The sequence below is a fragment of the Pseudomonas sp. genome (assembly GCF_050739775.1).
Taxonomy (GTDB): domain Bacteria; phylum Pseudomonadota; class Gammaproteobacteria; order Pseudomonadales; family Pseudomonadaceae; genus Aquipseudomonas.
This window is the reverse complement of sequence record NZ_JBOICA010000004.1, coordinates 19,209-35,415: the sequence shown is the minus strand read 5'-3', so window position 1 is coordinate 35,415 and position 16,207 is coordinate 19,209. Positions and strand designations below refer to the sequence as shown.

Genomic DNA, 16,207 nt, shown 5'->3' with positions numbered 1-16,207 from the left:
GACATGAGCGAATCTATCGACCGTAAAGGTATTCATCTCACTCGCGCCTTGAAGAGCCGGCATATTTTCATGCTGTCACTGGGTGGCGTGATCGGCACCGGGTTGTTCATGGGCTCGGGGGTGACCATCAATCAGGGCGGGCCGGTGGGTGCGATCCTGGCCTACCTGGTGGCAGGTTTCCTGATGTACCTGGTGATGGTCTGCCTGGGCGAGCTGTCGGTGCAGATGCCGGTATCCGGCTCGTTCCAGGCCCATGCCACCAAGTACATCGGTCCGGCCACCGGCTTCATGATCGGCTGGGTGTACTGGATGAGCTGGGCCACCACCGTCGGCCTGGAATTCACCGCGGCGGGCATGCTGATGGTGCGCTGGTTCCCCGAGGTGCCGATCTGGTATTGGTCGGCGTTGTTCGTGGTGGTGCTGTTCGGCCTCAACGCCCTGGCCACCCGTGCCTTTGGTGAGGCCGAGTACTGGTTTTCGGGGATCAAGGTGGCGGCGATCCTCGGTTTCATCATTGTTGGCGTGCTGGTGATCTTCGGTGCCATCCCGCTTTCCAGTGGCGCGCCGGCGCCGATGATGAGCAACCTGATTGGCGATTCGCTGTTCCCCAACGGCTTGTCGGCGGTGTTCGCGGTGATGATGACCGTGGTCTATGCCTTCCAGGGTTGCGAGATCATGGGTGTGGCGGCGGGTGAAACCGACCAGCCGGAAAAGAGCATCCCGCGCGCGGTGCGCAACGTGGTGTTCCGCGTGCTGATCTTCTACGTGTTGGCGATCGTGGTGCTCTCGGCCATCGTCCCGTGGCAGCAGGCCGGTTTGATGGAAAGCCCGTTCGTGCAGGTGTTCGACATGGTCGGCATTCCCTATGCGGCGGACCTGATGAACTTTGTCATCCTCACGGCGATTCTGTCGGTGGGCAACTCCGGGCTGTATGCCTCGACGCGGATTCTCTGGGCGATGTCCAAGACCGGCATGGCGCCCAAGAGCCTGTCGCCATTGAGCAAGCGTGGTGTGCCGCTGCGGGCGCTGAGCATCACCCTGTGCTTTGCCCTGGTGTCGTTGATGACCAGCTTCGTTGCTGCCGACACGCTGTTCATGGTGTTGATGGCGGTGAGCGGGATGTCCGGGACGGTGACCTGGATTGTGATTGCCCTGGCACAGTACCGCTTCCGCAAGGCGTTTCTGCGCGAAGGCGGCAAGCTGAGCGAGCTCAAGTACCGGGCGCCGTTGTATCCGCTGGTACCGCTGTTGTGCATCACTCTGTGCAGCTCTCTGTTTGTGTTCCTGGCGTTGGATGAGACACAGCGGCCTTCGTTGTACTGGGGTTTTGGTTTTATTGCAGTGTGTTATGCGGCGTACTTCATCATCAATCGCAAACGGCAGGTGGTGTTGGCCCCGTCGGTTTAACGCATCCCGCTCCCACCCAGGCCCGGCGGGAGCGACTATCTTGTGGGAGCGGATTCATCCGCGAAGGACTGCGCAGCGGTCCCATCTTCTGGGCCGCGCTGCGCCCCTTCGCGGATAAACCCGCTTGTGTCTTGAGGTAGGCATAGAATCTGAGGTGAGAGCGGGCTTGTCCCGCGATGAGGCCCTCCGGTTTGTGGACATATCCATTTGCCAATGTGGCGCTGAGTCACCTTTCCGCCCTTACGGCGGCTTACTTTTTCAGTCGAAAAAAAGTAAGCAAAATTCTCGCCCCACCAGGGGCCCTACGCTGCGCTTCGGGTCCCCTCCTTCCGGTGTCGCTACGGGCATTGCGAGCTACGAGTTGCAAGCAACTCTACGCTTCGCAACTTCGGCTACGCCGAAGGCGCTACGCGCTAGCCCCTTCACGACACCTCCACTCAGCCCTACTGGTTAACGGGGCAGGTGGATCAAGATCAAAAGCAGATCAAGATCAAAAGCACAATTCGCTTCGCTCTTGCTTTCGGCGGCTGGGCGGCCAGTTGTGCGAAGTTGTAACAGCAGTCGGCTCGTTCTATGTGTGTGTTCATTAAATTTCAATAAAAACAAATAGATGTATAGGTAACTTCATCTGTTACATCACTTTTTATCTCCGATTGTCTCCTTGTTGAACAGTCGTTTAGTATGGCCTCAAGTCCTACCCCTCACGCCAACCACAATAATTCGAGGCCTCCCATGACTACTTCCCCGTCACTGCTGAGCAAAGTCGAAGCCGGCGTTGCCTGGATCACCCTCAACCGTCCCGAGCAGCGCAACGCTCTGGACATCCCCAGCCTGAAGAAGCTCCATGCCTTGCTCGACGACTGTAACGCCGACCCCGCGGTGCGTGTGGTGGTGCTGACTGGCAGCGGGCGTAGCTTCTGTGCCGGGGCGGATCTGGCCGAATGGGCTGAAGCCGAGGCCCGTGGCGCGCTGGAAAACTATGGCTGGACCGAGACCGCCCACGCCTTGATGCAACGCCTGCACAGCCTCGACAAACCGACGATTGCCGCCATCAACGGTACCGCCGTCGGCGCCGGGATGGACCTGACCCTGTGCTGCGACTTGCGCGTGGCAGGCGCGTCGGCCCGGTTCAAGGCGGGCTATACCAGCATGGCCTACAGCCCCGATGCCGGTGCCAGCTGGCATCTGCCGCGGCTGATCGGCAGCGAACAGTCCAAGCGCCTGCTGTTTCTCGATGAACTCTGGGGCGCCGAGCGTGCGCTGGCCGCCGGGCTGGTGGGCGATGTGTGCGCCGATGAGCAGTTGCTGGCCGTCACTGCGGAACTGGCCGGGCGCCTGGCCAATGGCCCGACCTTCGCCTTCGCCCAGACCAAACGTCTGATCCGTGACGGCGCCCAGCGCACCCTCGGCGAGCAACTGCAGGCCGAGCTTGCCGCCGGGTTGCTGTGTGGACGCAGCGAGGATGGCGCCGAAGCCTTGCGTGCATCTGTCGAAAAGCGCGCCGCAAAATTTGTTGGCAAATAAAAACTTACACGACCTTCTTCAGGAACATTCCATGAATTTCCAACTGACCCAAGAACAAGAAATGTTGGTGGAAGCGGTACGCAGTTTTGTCGCCAAAGAGTTGCTGCCCCATGAGGAGGCCGTGGACCGCGCCGACGAGGTGTCGCCGGAACTGGCTGCGCAGATTCGCGGCAAGGCCATCGCTGCAGGCTTTTATGCATTCAACATGCCCGAGGAAGTCGGCGGTGGCGGTCTCGATTACCTGTCCCAGGCGCTGATCGAACGTGAGCTATCCAAGGTGTCCTGGGCGGTGCATGTGTTTGTCGCGCGTCCTTCGAAGATTCTCATGGCCTGCAAGGATGAGCAGATCAACGACTACCTGCTGCCGTGTATCCAGGGCGAGAAGGTCGACTGCTTTGCCTTGACCGAGCCGGGTGCAGGCTCCGACGCCAATGCGATCAAGACCCGTGCGGTGCGCGAAGGTGATGACTTTGTCCTCAATGGTAGCAAGCATTTCATCAGCCATGCCGGGCACGCCGATTTCGCCATTGTTTTCGCCGTGACCGACACCTACGAGCACAGCGGCCGCAAGCGCAACGCGGTAACCGCCTTCCTGGTCGACCGTGGCACGCCCGGCATGACTATCCGCCGCGGCCCCAAGTGCGTGAGCAACCGCGGTTATCACACCTACGAGATGTTCTTCGACGACTGCCGGGTGCCGGCCAGCAAGGTGCTGGGCGAAGTGGGCAAGGGCTGGGAAGTGGCCAACGCCTGGCTCACCGCCGGGCGGGTGATGGTTGCCGCCAACTGCGTCGGCCAGGCCCAGCGGGCGCTGGACATGTCGCTGCAATGGGCGGCGGACCGCAAGCAGTTCGGCCAGCCGATCGGCACCTATCAGGGCGTGTCGTTCAAGCTTGCCGACATGGCCACGCAGATCCGCGCCGCAGAGCTGTTGACCCTGCACACCGCCTGGAAGATGGACCAGGGCAGCATGACCGATGGCGAGGCCGGCATGGCCAAGCTGTTTGCCAGCGAAGTGCTGGGCAAGGTCGCCGACGAAGCCGTGCAGATTTTCGGCGGCATGGGCCTGATGGATGAAGGCCCGGTCGAGCGGATCTGGCGCAATGCGCGGATCGAGCGGATCTGGGAGGGTACCTCGGAGATCCAGCGGCACATTATTTCCCGCGAACTGTTGCGTCCCCTGTTGCGTTGATCGGGTCGGAGAACTCTTATGTCGCAGTCGATTCGTGACAACCTCAAGCGTCTGCTGGCGCCGCGCCACCTGGCCTTTGTCGGTGGACGCAGCATGGCGCGGGCGTTCAAACGCTGTGCCGAAGGCGGTTATCAAGGCCAGATGTGGCTGGTTAACCCACAGCACGACAGCATCGATGGTATTCCCTGTGTGCGCAGTGTCGACGAGCTGCCCTGCGGCCCGGACGCTGTATTCATCGCCACCAACCGCGAACTGACGCTCACCTGCGTCGCTGAACTGGCCGCCATCGATACCGGCGGGGCGATCTGCTATGCCTCGGGCTTTGCCGAAGCCGGCGCCGAAGGCCAGGCGCTGCAGCAGCAACTGCTCAACGCCGCCGGCAACATGGCGTTGCTCGGCCCCAATTGCTATGGCCTGCTCGATTACCTGCACAACAGCGCGTTGTGGCCGGTGGCGCACGGCGGCAAGGCAGTCGAGAAGGGCGTAGCGATCCTGACCCAGAGCGGCAACTTCGCCTACAACCTGTCGATGAGCGACCGCTCCTTACCGGTGGCCTACATGGCCTCGGTCGGCAACCAGGCACAGCTGGGCATCGCCGAGCTGATGGATGTGCTGCTGGATGAACCGCGGGTGACTGCCATCGGCCTGCACCTTGAAGGTCTGAAGAATGTGCCTGGCTTTGCCCGTGCGGCGCACAAGGCGCTGGAGAAGGGCATCCCGATCATCGCCCTGAAAACCGGGGTGTCGCAGATCGGTGCCGAGCTGGCCCTGAGTCATACCAGCTCGCTGTCCGGTTCCGATGCGCTCTACGACAGTCTGTTCCAGCGCCTGGGAGTGATCCGCGTCAGCGGTCCGGTGAGCTTTGCCGAAACCCTCAAGGCCGTGGCCTGCGGCAACCTGCCCAAGGGCCGCAGCCTGATTGCCCTGGCCTGTTCCGGTGGCGACGCCGGGCTGATTGCCGATTACGCCGAACGCAACGACCTGAGCCTGCCCAAACTCGACGCCAGTCAGGTCGATGAGCTGGCCCAGGTACTGCCGGCCTACGCCAACCTGGTCAACCCGCTGGACTTCACCACGGCAATCTGGGGCGACGGTGCAGCGCTTGAGCGCATGCTCGACAGCGCCCTGCGTAGCGAGGCCGACGCGGCCATGCTGGTGCTCGACTATCCGGCCGAATATACCGGCGAGCGCAAGGAGTGCGACCTGCTGCTTGAGCTGTACAGCGCCGCGCTCAAGCGCCACGGTAAGATCGGCTTTGTCACTTCGGCCTTCCCTGAACTGCTCCCGGCCAGTGCCCGCGAGCGCCTGCATGGCCATGGCATTGCGGCGCTGCAAGGGGTTGAGGATGGGCTGGCGGCCTGGGGGCGTATCGCCGCCTACCAAAGCAGGCGTCAGGCCTTGCTCGACCTCGGCGAGTCGGCGCTGGTGCCGGTGTGTCCACAAGCGCTGCAAGGTGACAGCGAATTGCTCAATGAGTGGGACTCCAAACAGGCACTGAAGGCGTTCGGCTTGCCTGTTCCGGCAGGCGTGCTGACCACAGCTGATCAGGCAGTCAAAGCCGCAGAGGCCGTGGGCTACCCACTGGTGCTCAAGGCCGTGAGCGCGCAGTTGCCGCACAAGACCGAAGCCGGTGCCGTGGCGCTCAACCTGCGCGACGCGCAAGCGCTGGTCAGTGCACTGCAACAGATGCGCGCACGAATTGGCGCTTATGCGCCGCATGTGCCGTTCGAGCAGGTGCTGCTCGAACCTATGGCCAGCGCGCCGCTGGCCGAGCTGATCGTCGGTATCAAGCGTGAAAACGACTTCGGCCTGGCCCTGCTGATCGGTGCGGGCGGGATCCTCGTCGAGCTGCTCAAGGACAGCAAGACCCTTCTATTGCCAACCACCGACGGTGCCATTCGCGCGGCCGTACTCGGTCTGCGTAGCGCCAGTCTGCTCCAGGGCTTCCGTGGTCGCGAGCACGCTGATCTGGATGCACTGGTAGCGGCAATCCGCGCCGTGGCCGACTACGCCTGCGAAAACGCCGGGCAACTGCTGGAACTGGATGTGAACCCATTAATGGTCGGTGCCCAGGGCACCACCGCGGTCGATGCGTTGATTCGCCTCGGCCAGGCGTAAGGAGAACAACATGCACAACAGCCCATTGACCGGCGGCCAGGCCCTGGTTCGCCTGTTGGCCAACTACGGTGTCGACACGGTGTTCGGTATTCCCGGGGTGCATACCCTGGAGTTGTACCGCGGCCTGCCCGGCAGCGGCATTCGTCACGTCCTTACCCGCCATGAGCAGGGCGCAGGCTTTATGGCTGACGGCTATGCCCGGGTCAGCGGCAAGCCCGGCGTGTGTTTCGTCATCACCGGCCCAGGCGTAACTAATGCCGCCACTGCCATCGGCCAGGCGTACGCCGACTCGATCCCGATGCTGGTGATTTCCAGCGTCAACCACACCGCAAGCCTGGGCAAGGGCTGGGGCTGTCTGCACGAGACCCAGGACCAGCGCGCCATGACCGCGCCGATCACGGCGTTTTCCGCCGTGGCCTTGAGTGCCGAGGACTTGCCGGAACTGATTGCCCGCGCCTATGCGGTGTTTGACAGTGAGCGGCCGCGGCCGGTGCATATTTCGGTGCCACTGAATGTGCTGGCGGCGCCGGTCAAGCGGGACTGGAGCAATGAAGTGGTCCGCCGCCCAAGCCGTGGCCTGCCAGCCAGCAACGTGCTGGAGCAGGTGGCGGCCAAACTGGCGGCGGCCAAACGGCCGATGATCATCGCCGGCGGCGGAGCGTTGCAGGCTGCCGATGTGCTGCAACAACTGAGTACCCGGCTGGCAGCGCCGCTGTTCACCAGCGTCGCCGGTAAAGGCCTATTGGCCCCGAATGTACCGCTCAACGCCGGTGCAAGCCTGTGTGTCGAGCCGGGCTGGAAGCTGATCGCCGAGGCCGATGTGGTCCTGGCCGTGGGCACCGAGATGGCCGACACCGACTTCTGGCGTGAACGCCTGGAACTCAATGGCGAGCTGCTGCGGGTGGATATCGACCCACGCAAGTTCAACGATTTCTATCCCTGTGCGCTGGCCTTGCAGGGCGATGCACGGCTGACCGTCAGCGCTTTGCTGGAACACTTGCCGGACATCAAGCGCGACCCCGAGGCGGCTATCGCTTCGGTCTCTGCCTTGCGTCAGGCGGTCAAGGCCGGGCATGGCCCGCTGCAGACGGTCCATCAGGCGATTCTCGACCGGGTGGCGGCCGAGCTTCCCGACAACGCCTTCATCAGTACCGACATGACCCAGCTGGCCTACACCGGCAACTATGCCTTTGCCAGCCGGGCGCCGCGCAGCTGGCTGCACCCCACTGGCTACGGCACCCTGGGCTACGGCTTGCCAGCGGGTATTGGTGGCATGTTCGCCACCGAGGATCGTCCGGGCCTGGTATTGGTCGGCGATGGCGGCTTCTTGTACACCGCTCAGGAACTGGCCACAGCCGTCGAAGAGCTGGACCGTCCCCTGGTCGTGCTGCTGTGGAACAACGATGCGCTGGGGCAGATCCGCGACGACATGCTCAGCCTGGATATCGAGCCCATTGGTGTGCTACCGCGCAACCCCGACTTTGCCGGGCTGGGCCGTGCGTTCGGCTGTACCGTGGCCCAGCCACGCAGCCTCGATGAACTGCAACAGGACCTGCGCGCAGGTTTTGCCCGCAACAGCGTGACCCTGATCGAGCTCAAGCACGCCTGTGCTCGCTGACGTCCAACCCTATTCAGGAAGATTGCCATGCGCTTTTCCGATCTGACCCAACGCATTGCCGGTGACGGCGCCGCCGCCTGGGATATTCACTACCGCGCCCTCGAATTGCAAGCGCAAGGCCAGGACATCCTCTTGTTGTCGGTCGGCGACCCGGACTTCGACACTCCGGCGCCCATCGTCCAGGCCGCCATCGACAGCCTGCACAACGGCCACACGCACTATTCGGACGTACGCGGCAAACTGGCTCTGCGCCAGGCCATTGCCCGGCGTCACCAGCAGCGCAGCGGCCAGCCGGTCAGCGCTGATCAGGTGACGGTGCTGGCGGGTGCCCAGTGCGCGCTGTTCTGTGTTGCCCAATGCGTGCTCAACCCTGGCGATGAGGTGATTGTCGCCGAACCGATGTATGTCACCTACGAAGCTGTGTTCGGCGCCTGTGGCGCGACCGTGGTACCGGTGCCGGTGCGTTCGGAGAACGGTTTTCGTGTGTGCCCCGAGGATGTTGCCGCGCGCATCACCCCACGCACCCGCGCACTGGCTCTGAACAGCCCGCACAACCCCTCAGGTGCGAGCCTGCCGCGCTCGACCTGGGAGGCGCTGGCCGAACTGTGCATAGGCCATGACTTGTGGCTGATTTCCGATGAGGTTTACAGCGAGCTGTTGTACGAAGGCGAACACATCAGCCCCGGCAGCCTGCCGGGCATGGCAGAACGCACGGCGACCTTGAACAGCCTGTCCAAGTCCCATGCCATGACCGGTTGGCGGGTAGGCTGGGTAGTGGGCTCAACGGCTTTGGCTGCGCATCTGGAGAACCTCGCTTTGTGCATGCTCTACGGCTCGCCGGACTTCATCCAGGACGCCGCCGTGGTGGCCCTGGAGCAACAATTACCGGAACTGCTGGCGATGCGCGAAGCCTACCGCCAGCGCCGCGACCTGGTCTGCCAGTGCCTGGCCGATTGTCCGGGACTGAAGGCGCTCAAGCCTGATGGCGGCATGTTCGTGATGGTCGATATCCGCGAAACCGGCCTCAGCGCCCAGGCATTCTCTAATCAGTTGTTGGACCGCCACGGCGTGTCGGTGCTCGCCGGTGAAGCCTTCGGCCCGAGTGCGGCAGGGCATATTCGCCTGGGCCTGGTGCTGGGTGACGAGCCGCTGCAGGATGCCTGCCAGCGTATTGCCCGCTGCGCGGCAGAGCTGATGGAGGCCAAGGCCCATGCGTGAATATTCGCGTCTGTTTATCGATGGCACCTGGCAGGTGCCGTCCGGGCGGGGCATGGCCGAGGTGATCGACCCGGCCAGCGAAACGGTTACCGGCCGCGTGCCGCTGGGTGACGAAGAGGACGTCAACCGTGCGGTAGCGGCAGCGCGTCAAGCGTTTGCCGACTGGTCGCGCACGCCATCGAGCGTGCGGGCGGGCTACCTCCAGGCCTTGGTCGCGCAACTGACAGCGCGTGCCGAGGAAATGGCCAGTGTCATCACCGCCGAGCTGGGCATGCCGGTGCAGTGGTGTCGTAGCGTCCAGGTGGATGGGCCGATTGCCGGGCTTGAGCAATACGTTGGACTGACTGGCCTGATGGATGAAGTGCGTGGGGTTGGAAATTCGTTGGTGTACCGCGAAGCCGTTGGCGTCTGCGCGTTCATCAACCCGTGGAACTATCCGCTGCACCAGTTGATCGGCAAACTGGCCCCTGCCTTGGCGGCGGGCTGCACGGTGGTGGTCAAGCCAAGCCAGGAAACCCCGTTGCACGCCTTCTTGCTGGCCGAGATGATCGAAGCCATCGGCTTGCCTGCCGGGGTATTCAACCTGGTCAGTGGGCCGGGCTCGAAAGTCGGTGAAGCCCTGGCCCGGCATCCGCAGGTCGACATGGTGTCGTTCACCGGTTCCACCGGCGCCGGTGTCCGCGTGGCCCAGGCCGCTGCGCCGACGGTGAAACGCGTGTGCCTGGAACTGGGCGGCAAGTCGCCGTTGCTGATTACCGCCGACGCCGACCTTGAAGCCGCCGTGCGTTATGGTGTGCAGGACGTGATGATCAACTCCGGGCAGACTTGTACCGCCTTGACCCGCATGCTGCTGCCCGCCAGCCGCTATGACGAGGCGCTGGAGATTGCAGTGGATGAGACCCGCAAGCTGGTCATGGGCGATCCGCAAGATCCGCAGAGCTTCCTCGGGCCGATGTGTTCGGCGGCGCAGCGGCGCACGGTGCAGGATTACATCCGCATCGGCCAGGAGGAGGGCGCGCGCTTGCTGTGTGGCGGTGACAGCGCACCGGGCTTCGAGCGGGGTTTCTATGTGCAGCCAACCCTGTTCGCCGATGTCGACAACCGCATGCGCATTGCCCAGGAGGAAATCTTCGGTCCGGTGCTGTGCCTGATCCCTTATGTCGATGAGGCCCAGGCGATTGCCCTGGCCAACGACTCACCCTTTGGCTTGTCCGGCGCCGTCTGGGCGGCTGACCGCGAGCGGGCCTTGCAACTAGGGCGGCAACTGCGTACCGGGCAATGCTTCATCAATGGCGCAGCTTTCAACTACCAGGCGCCGTTCGGCGGCTACAAGCAGTCGGGCAACGGCCGTGAGTGGGGTGAGGAGGGGTTGGCCGAGTTCGTCGAGATCAAGGCCATGCAGATCTGATCTGAGGTACTCCGGGCAGGCTCAGGCCTGCTCGGCCTTTTCCAGCGGCTTATCGAACGCAACAAACAACTGGTCAGCGGTAATCGCACCGAGGTCCAGGCGCATGTTGGCCTCCAGCATCGCAAACAGGCGGGTGAACACCTCGAACACCTTGCAGTGGTCTTCCAGGCCGGAGAAGGGGTTGTCGATCTTCTCGGCGATCAACGAGCTTTCCTGCACCGCGTCGTATACCTCGCGCAAGGTGATCTCACTGGCCGCACGGGCGAGGGTCAAGCCGCCGTGGGCGCCGCGCCAGGACTTGAGGATGTTGGCCTTGACCATCAGCGAGACCAGGCTGCGCACTCGCGTGGGGTGGGTCTTGACCCATTTGGCAATGGTCTCGGTGCGCAGTTTCTGCGGGGCGTTGGCAGCCACGAACGACAGAATGTACGAGGCGGTGATCAGGCGAGTCGACTGGCTCATGGTCGGTAGAGTCCTTTGAAAAAATCCATCCTGAAGGGGGCTTGGCAGCGGTGTGTGATTGAGTCTAATGTAATTGTCACGATGACAAATACAAATATTTGCAGCATCGATGCGTGCGAAGTCGGCTGAATCCTTTTCTCTGCGCTTCAACAGGGGCAATGCCATGAGCGATAACAACAACAAAATTACTCAAGCGATGCACGACGGCGGCTTGCCGCGTCGCGACTTTCTCAAATATAGCGCCACCGTAGCAGCGGTGGCCGGGGCCTTCAGTCTTGGCTTGCCGATGCGTGGCTGGGCCGAGGAGGCCACCCCAAAAGCCGGTGGCGTGCTGCGTATGGGCCTGGCCGGTGGCAGTACCACCGATTCGCACGATCCGGGCTCCTGGAGCGACACCTTCACCTTTGTTGGCTTCTCGGCGGTGTACAACACCCTCTGCGAAATCGGCGTGGATGGCAGCGCCATTCCGGAACTGGCCGAGCGCTGGGAACTGAGCCCCGATGCACGGATCTGGACCTTCACCCTGCGCAAGGGCGTGACCTTCCACAACGGCAAGACCCTGGACGCCAACGATGTAGTGGCTTCGATCCAGCATCACCTGGGCGATAAATCCACGTCGGCGGCCAAGACCGTGCTCGGTGACGTCGCCCAGGTTCGCGCCGAGGGCAACGATACCGTGGTGTTCGAACTGCATTCGGGCAACGTCGACTTTGCCTATGTGGTCGCCGACTATCACCTGGCGATCATGCCGGCCAAGGACGGTGCAGCCGACTGGCAGTCTGGCGTGGGCACTGGCGGTTACCGTCTCAAGGGCTTCGAGCCCGGCGTGCGCATGGACCTGGAGCGCAGCCCGGATTACTGGAAAGCGGGCAGGGCGCATTTCGCCAGTGCCGAGCTGCTGGCCATCGCCGATGGCGCTGCGCGGGTCAATGCTCTGGTCACCGGTCAAGTCGATGTGATCAACAAGGTCGACCTGAAAACCGTGGCCTTGCTCAAGCGCAACCCGAACCTGGCCATCGAAGAAACCAAAGCCGCCCAGCACTACACCTTCCCGATGCTGACCGACAGCACGCAGTTCCAGGACAACAACATCCGCCTGGCCCTCAAGCATGCGATCAACCGTGAGACCTTGCTCGCCTCGGTGCTCTACGGCTACGGCCAGATCGGCAACGATCATCCGATCCAGCCCGGCAGCCGCTTTATCAATAACGCTCTGGAGCAGCGCAGCTACGACCCGGACAAGGCGCGCTTCTACCTGCGTCAGGCCGGCGTCGATTCGCTCAAGGTGCGTCTGCAAGCCTCCGATGCGGCCTACACCGGCGCCGTGGATGCTTCGGTGTTGTTCAAGGAGCAGGCGCGGCAGGCCGGTATCGACATCGATGTTGTGCGCGAGCCGGCCGACGGCTTCTTCACCAACGTGTGGATGAAGCAACCCTTCACCACTTCGTTCTTCTACAGCAGCCTGACCGCCGACCGCATGTTCAGCATCGGCTACGCCAAGGGCGCGGCCTGGAACGAGACACACTGGGACAACCCACGCTTCAACCAGCTGCTCAATGCCGCCCGTGGCGAGATGAACGCGCCGCTGCGCCAGGAGATGTACAACGAAATGCAGGCCCTGTGCCGCGACGATGGCGGGGCGATCGTGCCGCTGTTCGCCAGCTCCGTGGCGGCCCGCTCCAAGCGCGTCGCCCATGGCGGGGTGACCGCGCCCTACGGCGAGCTGGACGGTCTGCGCCTGATCGAGCGTTGGTGGCAGGCCTGAGGGCTGAACCTGCAGTGCCACCTTTCGTTGTGTCTGTTCGAGGAGCTGTCCGGTGAATAGTCTTTACAAACTGCTTGTGCAGCGTCTGGCCCTGGGCCTGTTGTCGCTGTTTGCGGTGGCGGTGATCATCTTCCTGGCCGTGGGCATGCTGCCTGGCGACGTGGCCGAGGCCATGCTCGGCCAAGCCGCCACGCCAGAAACCGTAGCGGCGCTACGTACGCAACTGGGCCTGGATGTACCGGCACTGACTCGCTTCGGCCAGTGGGCCTGGCAACTGTTGCACGGTGATCTCGGCGTGTCTCTGGCCAACCAGCGGCCGATTGCTGAACTGATCGGCAGCCGCCTGGGCAATACCTTCAGCCTTGCAGTACTGGCAGCGCTGGTTTCGGTACCGGTGGCGCTGCTGCTCGGCATGCTCGCGGCGTTGTACCGCAACAGCTGGTTCGACCGGCTGCTCAACACCAGCGCCTTGAGTGCAGTGTCGTTCCCCGAGTTCTTTGTCGCCTACATCCTCATTCTGGTGTTCGCGGTGAAGCTCAACTGGCTGCCGAGCATCTCCAACCTGGCCCCGGGGGCAAGTTTTGCCGAAGTGCTGGAGCGTTCGCTGTTGCCGGTGCTGACCCTGAGCCTGGTGGTGATCGCACAGATGATGCGCATGACCCGCGCGGCGCTGATCAACCTGCTGGCCAGCCCCTATATCGAGATGGCGCGGCTCAAGGGCATCAGCCCGGCGCGGATCATCTTCCACCATGCCTTGCCCAACGCCCTGGCCCCGATCATCAACGTCGTGGCGTTGAATCTGGCCTACCTGGTGGTCGGCGTGGTGGTGGTCGAGGTGGTGTTCGTCTACCCCGGCCTCGGCCAACTGCTGGTCGATTCGGTGGCCAAGCGTGACATCCCGGTGGTGCAGGCCTGCAGTCTGATCTTTGCCGCGACCTACATCCTGCTCAATACCACGGCCGATGTGCTGTCGATTGCCAGCAACCCACGCCTGATGCATCCGAAGGGGTAAGCCATGAGCCTGATCAAACAACTGCTGCGCGCGCCCTTGAGCGCCAAGTTCGGCCTGCTGGTGATTGTCCTGTATGTGCTGGTGGCGCTGTTCGCCCCGGTCCTGGCGCCCTATGGCGAGACCCAGGTGGTGGGCGAGGGCTTCGCGCCCTGGGGCGGGGAGTTTCTGCTGGGTACCGATAACCTCGGGCGCGACATGTTCAGCCGTCTGGTCTATGGCGCCCGCAACACCCTGGGCATCGCCTTTCTGACTACCGTTCTGGCCTTTGCCCTGGGTGGCTTCTGTGGGTTGGTGGCGGCGATCAAGGGCGGCTGGATCGATCAGGGCCTGTCGCGGGTGGTGGATATTCTCATGGCCATCCCGCAGTTGATCTTCGCCTTGCTGATCCTCAGCGTGGTCGGTACCACGGCCACCTCCTTGGTGCTGGTGATTGCACTGCTGGATGCCACCCGGGTGTTTCGTCTGTCACGGGCGGTGGCCATGACCGTGGTGGTCCAGGACTTTGTCGAGGCGGCGCGGTTGCGTGGGGAAGGGCTGTGGTGGCTGGTCAGCCGCGAAGTGCTGCCCAATGCCGCGGCACCGTTGATCGCCGAGTTTGGCCTGCGCTTCTGTTTTGTCTTTCTGTTCATCAGCGCGCTGTCGTTCCTGGGCCTGGGTATCCAGCCGCCAACCGCCGACTGGGGCAGCATGGTGCGCGACAACGCGGTACTGATTACCTTCGGTGATATCAGCCCGCTGTTGCCGGCGCTGGCGGTGGCGTTGATCACCGTCAGTGTCAATTTCGTCGTGGATTGGGTGCTGCACGCATCCAGCGGCCTCAAGGAGTGCTGAGCATGACCCGAGTGAGTAGTGAAAAGCCGCTGCTGGAAATCCGCGACCTGCGCATCGAAGGGCATTATGAAGACGCCTGGCATCCTTTGATCAAAGGCATCGACCTGACCCTGCAACGCGGTGAAGTGTTGGGGTTGATCGGCGAGTCGGGGGCCGGCAAGTCGACGCTGGGCCTGGCGTCGATGGGTTATGTGCGCGATGGCTGCCGGATCACCGGCGGTTCAGTGCTGTTTGACGGCATGGAACTGGTCGGTGCCCGTGCCGAAACCTTGCGCAAGCTGCGTGGACTGCGCATCGCTTATGTGGCGCAAAGCGCCGCGGCCTCGTTCAACCCGGCCCACCGCTTGATCGACCAGCATATTGAAACCGCAGTGAAGAACGCTGGCATCGACCGTGCCCAGGCCGAGGCCGAAGCAGTGCAGCTGTACCGGGTGCTGCGTCTGCCCAACCCCGAACAGATCGGCCAGCGTTATCCGCACCAGGTCTCTGGCGGTCAGTTGCAACGGGTGATGACCGCGATGGCCATGGCTTGCCATCCCGACCTGATCATCTTCGACGAACCGACCACCGCGCTGGACGTCACCACCCAGATCGAAGTGCTGGCGGCGATTCGTGATGCGGTGAAAACCTACGGCAGCGCAGCGCTGTACATCAGTCACGACCTGGCGGTGGTGGCGCAGATGGCCGACCGCATCATGGTCTTGCGCCACGGCAAGTTGGTGGAGGAGGCCGACACCCGCAGCATGCTCGACGCGCCGCAGCAGGACTACACCAAATCGCTGTGGGCGGTGCGAAGCTTTCGCACCGAGCCCAAGCCTAGCCCGGCGCAGGAGCTACCTTTGCTAGAGGTGCGCCAGGCGTGCGCCAGTTATGGCCAGCAGCCGGTCCTGCACGATGTTTCGTTGACGCTCCATCGCGGCCAGACCCTGGCGGTGATCGGTGAGTCCGGCAGTGGCAAGAGCTCCACGGCGCGGCTGATCACCGGCCTGCTGCCGCCGACGGCGGGGCAAGTGCTGTATGACGGTGAAGCCTTGCCGGCCGATTTTCGCCAGCGCAGCAAGGAGCAACTGCGGCGTATCCAGATGATCTACCAGATCCCCGACACAGCCCTGAACCCACGTCAGCGCATCGTCGACATTATTGGTCGGCCGTTGACCTTCTACCTCGGGCTCAAGGGCCAGGCCATGCGCAAACGGGTGGCCGAGCTGCTGGAGATGATCGAACTGGACCCGGCGCTGTACATGGAACGCCAGCCCCGCGAACTCTCCGGCGGACAGAAACAACGCATCTGCATTGCCCGGGCACTGGCCGCCGAACCGCAATTGATCATCTGCGACGAGGTGACCTCGGCGCTGGACCAACTGGTCGCCGAAGGTGTGCTCAAACTGCTCAACCGCATTCAGCAGCAACTGGGCATGGCCTACCTGTTCATCACCCACGACGTCGCCACGGTGCGCGCCATCGCCGATGAAGTGCTGGTGATGCAACGCGGGCGGGTGGTGGATCACGGCAGCCGCGATGCCATCTTCAGCCCGCCGTATCGCGACTACACCGGACTGTTGTTCTCCTCGGAGCCGGAAATGGACCCTGACTGGCTCAATCGCCTGCTGGCCAGCCGCGCCGCCCCTTCTACGTTGCAACCTGTTTAAGGA

Annotated in this window: 12 protein-coding genes; 11 read left to right on the top strand and 1 reads right to left on the bottom strand. The window is 63.1% G+C overall.

Annotation, left to right across the window (positions count from 1 at the left end):
• Nucleotides 1-3 precede the first annotated feature (3 nt).
• The 7 genes from ACRESH_RS03615 to ACRESH_RS03585 all read left to right on the top strand — a co-directional run bounded on the left by ACRESH_RS03615 (nucleotide 4) and on the right by ACRESH_RS03585 (nucleotide 10,485).
• Entirely contained in the window at nucleotides 4-1,407 is a 1,404-nt protein-coding gene (locus ACRESH_RS03615) for an amino acid permease (protein WP_431740656.1), read from the top strand.
• Between the two features lie 732 nt (nucleotides 1,408-2,139).
• Entirely contained in the window at nucleotides 2,140-2,931 is a 792-nt protein-coding gene (locus ACRESH_RS03610; RefSeq protein WP_431740655.1) for an enoyl-CoA hydratase/isomerase family protein, read from the top strand.
• Between the two features lie 31 nt (nucleotides 2,932-2,962).
• Nucleotides 2,963-4,123 (top strand): acyl-CoA dehydrogenase family protein, encoded by a 1,161-nt coding sequence (locus ACRESH_RS03605; protein WP_431740654.1) that lies wholly within the window; start codon nucleotides 2,963-2,965, stop codon nucleotides 4,121-4,123.
• A gap of 18 nt (nucleotides 4,124-4,141) precedes the next feature.
• Complete coding sequence (locus ACRESH_RS03600) at nucleotides 4,142-6,241, top strand: acetate--CoA ligase family protein (protein WP_431740653.1); 2,100 nt, start codon at nucleotides 4,142-4,144, stop codon at nucleotides 6,239-6,241.
• Nucleotides 6,242-6,251: 10 nt separating this feature from the next.
• Nucleotides 6,252-7,859, top strand: a complete 1,608-nt coding sequence (locus ACRESH_RS03595; protein ID WP_431740652.1) for a 5-guanidino-2-oxopentanoate decarboxylase — start codon at nucleotides 6,252-6,254, stop codon at nucleotides 7,857-7,859.
• A gap of 27 nt (nucleotides 7,860-7,886) precedes the next feature.
• A complete protein-coding gene (locus tag ACRESH_RS03590) occupies nucleotides 7,887-9,077 on the top strand; it encodes a pyridoxal phosphate-dependent aminotransferase (RefSeq protein WP_431740651.1) in 1,191 nt (396 codons plus the stop codon).
• Nucleotides 9,070-10,485, top strand: a complete 1,416-nt coding sequence (locus tag ACRESH_RS03585; protein ID WP_431740650.1) for an aldehyde dehydrogenase family protein — start codon at nucleotides 9,070-9,072, stop codon at nucleotides 10,483-10,485. The genes ACRESH_RS03590 and ACRESH_RS03585 overlap by 8 nt, the downstream gene beginning before the upstream one ends.
• Before the next feature lie 21 nt (nucleotides 10,486-10,506).
• On the opposite strand, the gene ACRESH_RS03580 is transcribed toward ACRESH_RS03585, so the two are convergent.
• Nucleotides 10,507-10,947 carry an Rrf2 family transcriptional regulator gene (locus ACRESH_RS03580; protein WP_431740649.1) on the bottom strand — a complete coding sequence of 147 codons (441 nt, stop codon included), beginning with the start codon at nucleotides 10,945-10,947 and terminating at the stop codon, nucleotides 10,507-10,509.
• 163 nt (nucleotides 10,948-11,110) lie between these two features.
• On the opposite strand from ACRESH_RS03580, the gene ACRESH_RS03575 reads away from it, so the two are divergent.
• Genes ACRESH_RS03575 through ACRESH_RS03560 form a run of 4 tightly spaced genes read left to right on the top strand, consistent with a single transcriptional unit; the run spans nucleotide 11,111 to nucleotide 16,204 of the window.
• Nucleotides 11,111-12,712 (top strand): ABC transporter substrate-binding protein, encoded by a 1,602-nt coding sequence (locus ACRESH_RS03575; RefSeq protein WP_431740648.1) that lies wholly within the window; start codon nucleotides 11,111-11,113, stop codon nucleotides 12,710-12,712.
• A 52-nt stretch (nucleotides 12,713-12,764) separates the two neighbouring features.
• Nucleotides 12,765-13,724 (top strand): ABC transporter permease, encoded by a 960-nt coding sequence (locus tag ACRESH_RS03570; protein ID WP_431740647.1) that lies wholly within the window; start codon nucleotides 12,765-12,767, stop codon nucleotides 13,722-13,724.
• A 3-nt stretch (nucleotides 13,725-13,727) separates the two neighbouring features.
• Nucleotides 13,728-14,555, top strand: a complete 828-nt coding sequence (locus ACRESH_RS03565; RefSeq protein ID WP_431740646.1) for an ABC transporter permease — start codon at nucleotides 13,728-13,730, stop codon at nucleotides 14,553-14,555.
• A gap of 2 nt (nucleotides 14,556-14,557) precedes the next feature.
• Nucleotides 14,558-16,204: an ABC transporter ATP-binding protein gene (locus ACRESH_RS03560; protein WP_431740645.1), complete on the top strand. Its 1,647-nt coding sequence runs from the start codon at nucleotides 14,558-14,560 to the stop codon at nucleotides 16,202-16,204.
• The last annotated feature ends 3 nt before the right edge of the window (nucleotides 16,205-16,207 follow it).

Bases quoted from the DNA above. Each gene is read 5' to 3' on its own strand.
- ACRESH_RS03580 (WP_431740649.1), bottom strand. From the start codon at position 10,947: ATGAGCCAGTCGACTCGCCTGATCACCGCCTCGTACATTCTGTCGTTC.
- ACRESH_RS03575 (WP_431740648.1), top strand. From the start codon at position 11,111: ATGAGCGATAACAACAACAAAATTACTCAAGCGATGCACGACGGCGGC.
- ACRESH_RS03600 (WP_431740653.1), top strand. From the start codon at position 4,142: ATGTCGCAGTCGATTCGTGACAACCTCAAGCGTCTGCTGGCGCCGCGC.
- ACRESH_RS03585 (WP_431740650.1), top strand. From the start codon at position 9,070: ATGCGTGAATATTCGCGTCTGTTTATCGATGGCACCTGGCAGGTGCCG.
- ACRESH_RS03610 (WP_431740655.1), top strand. From the start codon at position 2,140: ATGACTACTTCCCCGTCACTGCTGAGCAAAGTCGAAGCCGGCGTTGCC.
- ACRESH_RS03595 (WP_431740652.1), top strand. From the start codon at position 6,252: ATGCACAACAGCCCATTGACCGGCGGCCAGGCCCTGGTTCGCCTGTTG.
- ACRESH_RS03560 (WP_431740645.1), top strand. From the start codon at position 14,558: ATGACCCGAGTGAGTAGTGAAAAGCCGCTGCTGGAAATCCGCGACCTG.
- ACRESH_RS03565 (WP_431740646.1), top strand. From the start codon at position 13,728: ATGAGCCTGATCAAACAACTGCTGCGCGCGCCCTTGAGCGCCAAGTTC.
- ACRESH_RS03605 (WP_431740654.1), top strand. From the start codon at position 2,963: ATGAATTTCCAACTGACCCAAGAACAAGAAATGTTGGTGGAAGCGGTA.
- ACRESH_RS03590 (WP_431740651.1), top strand. From the start codon at position 7,887: ATGCGCTTTTCCGATCTGACCCAACGCATTGCCGGTGACGGCGCCGCC.
- ACRESH_RS03615 (WP_431740656.1), top strand. From the start codon at position 4: ATGAGCGAATCTATCGACCGTAAAGGTATTCATCTCACTCGCGCCTTG.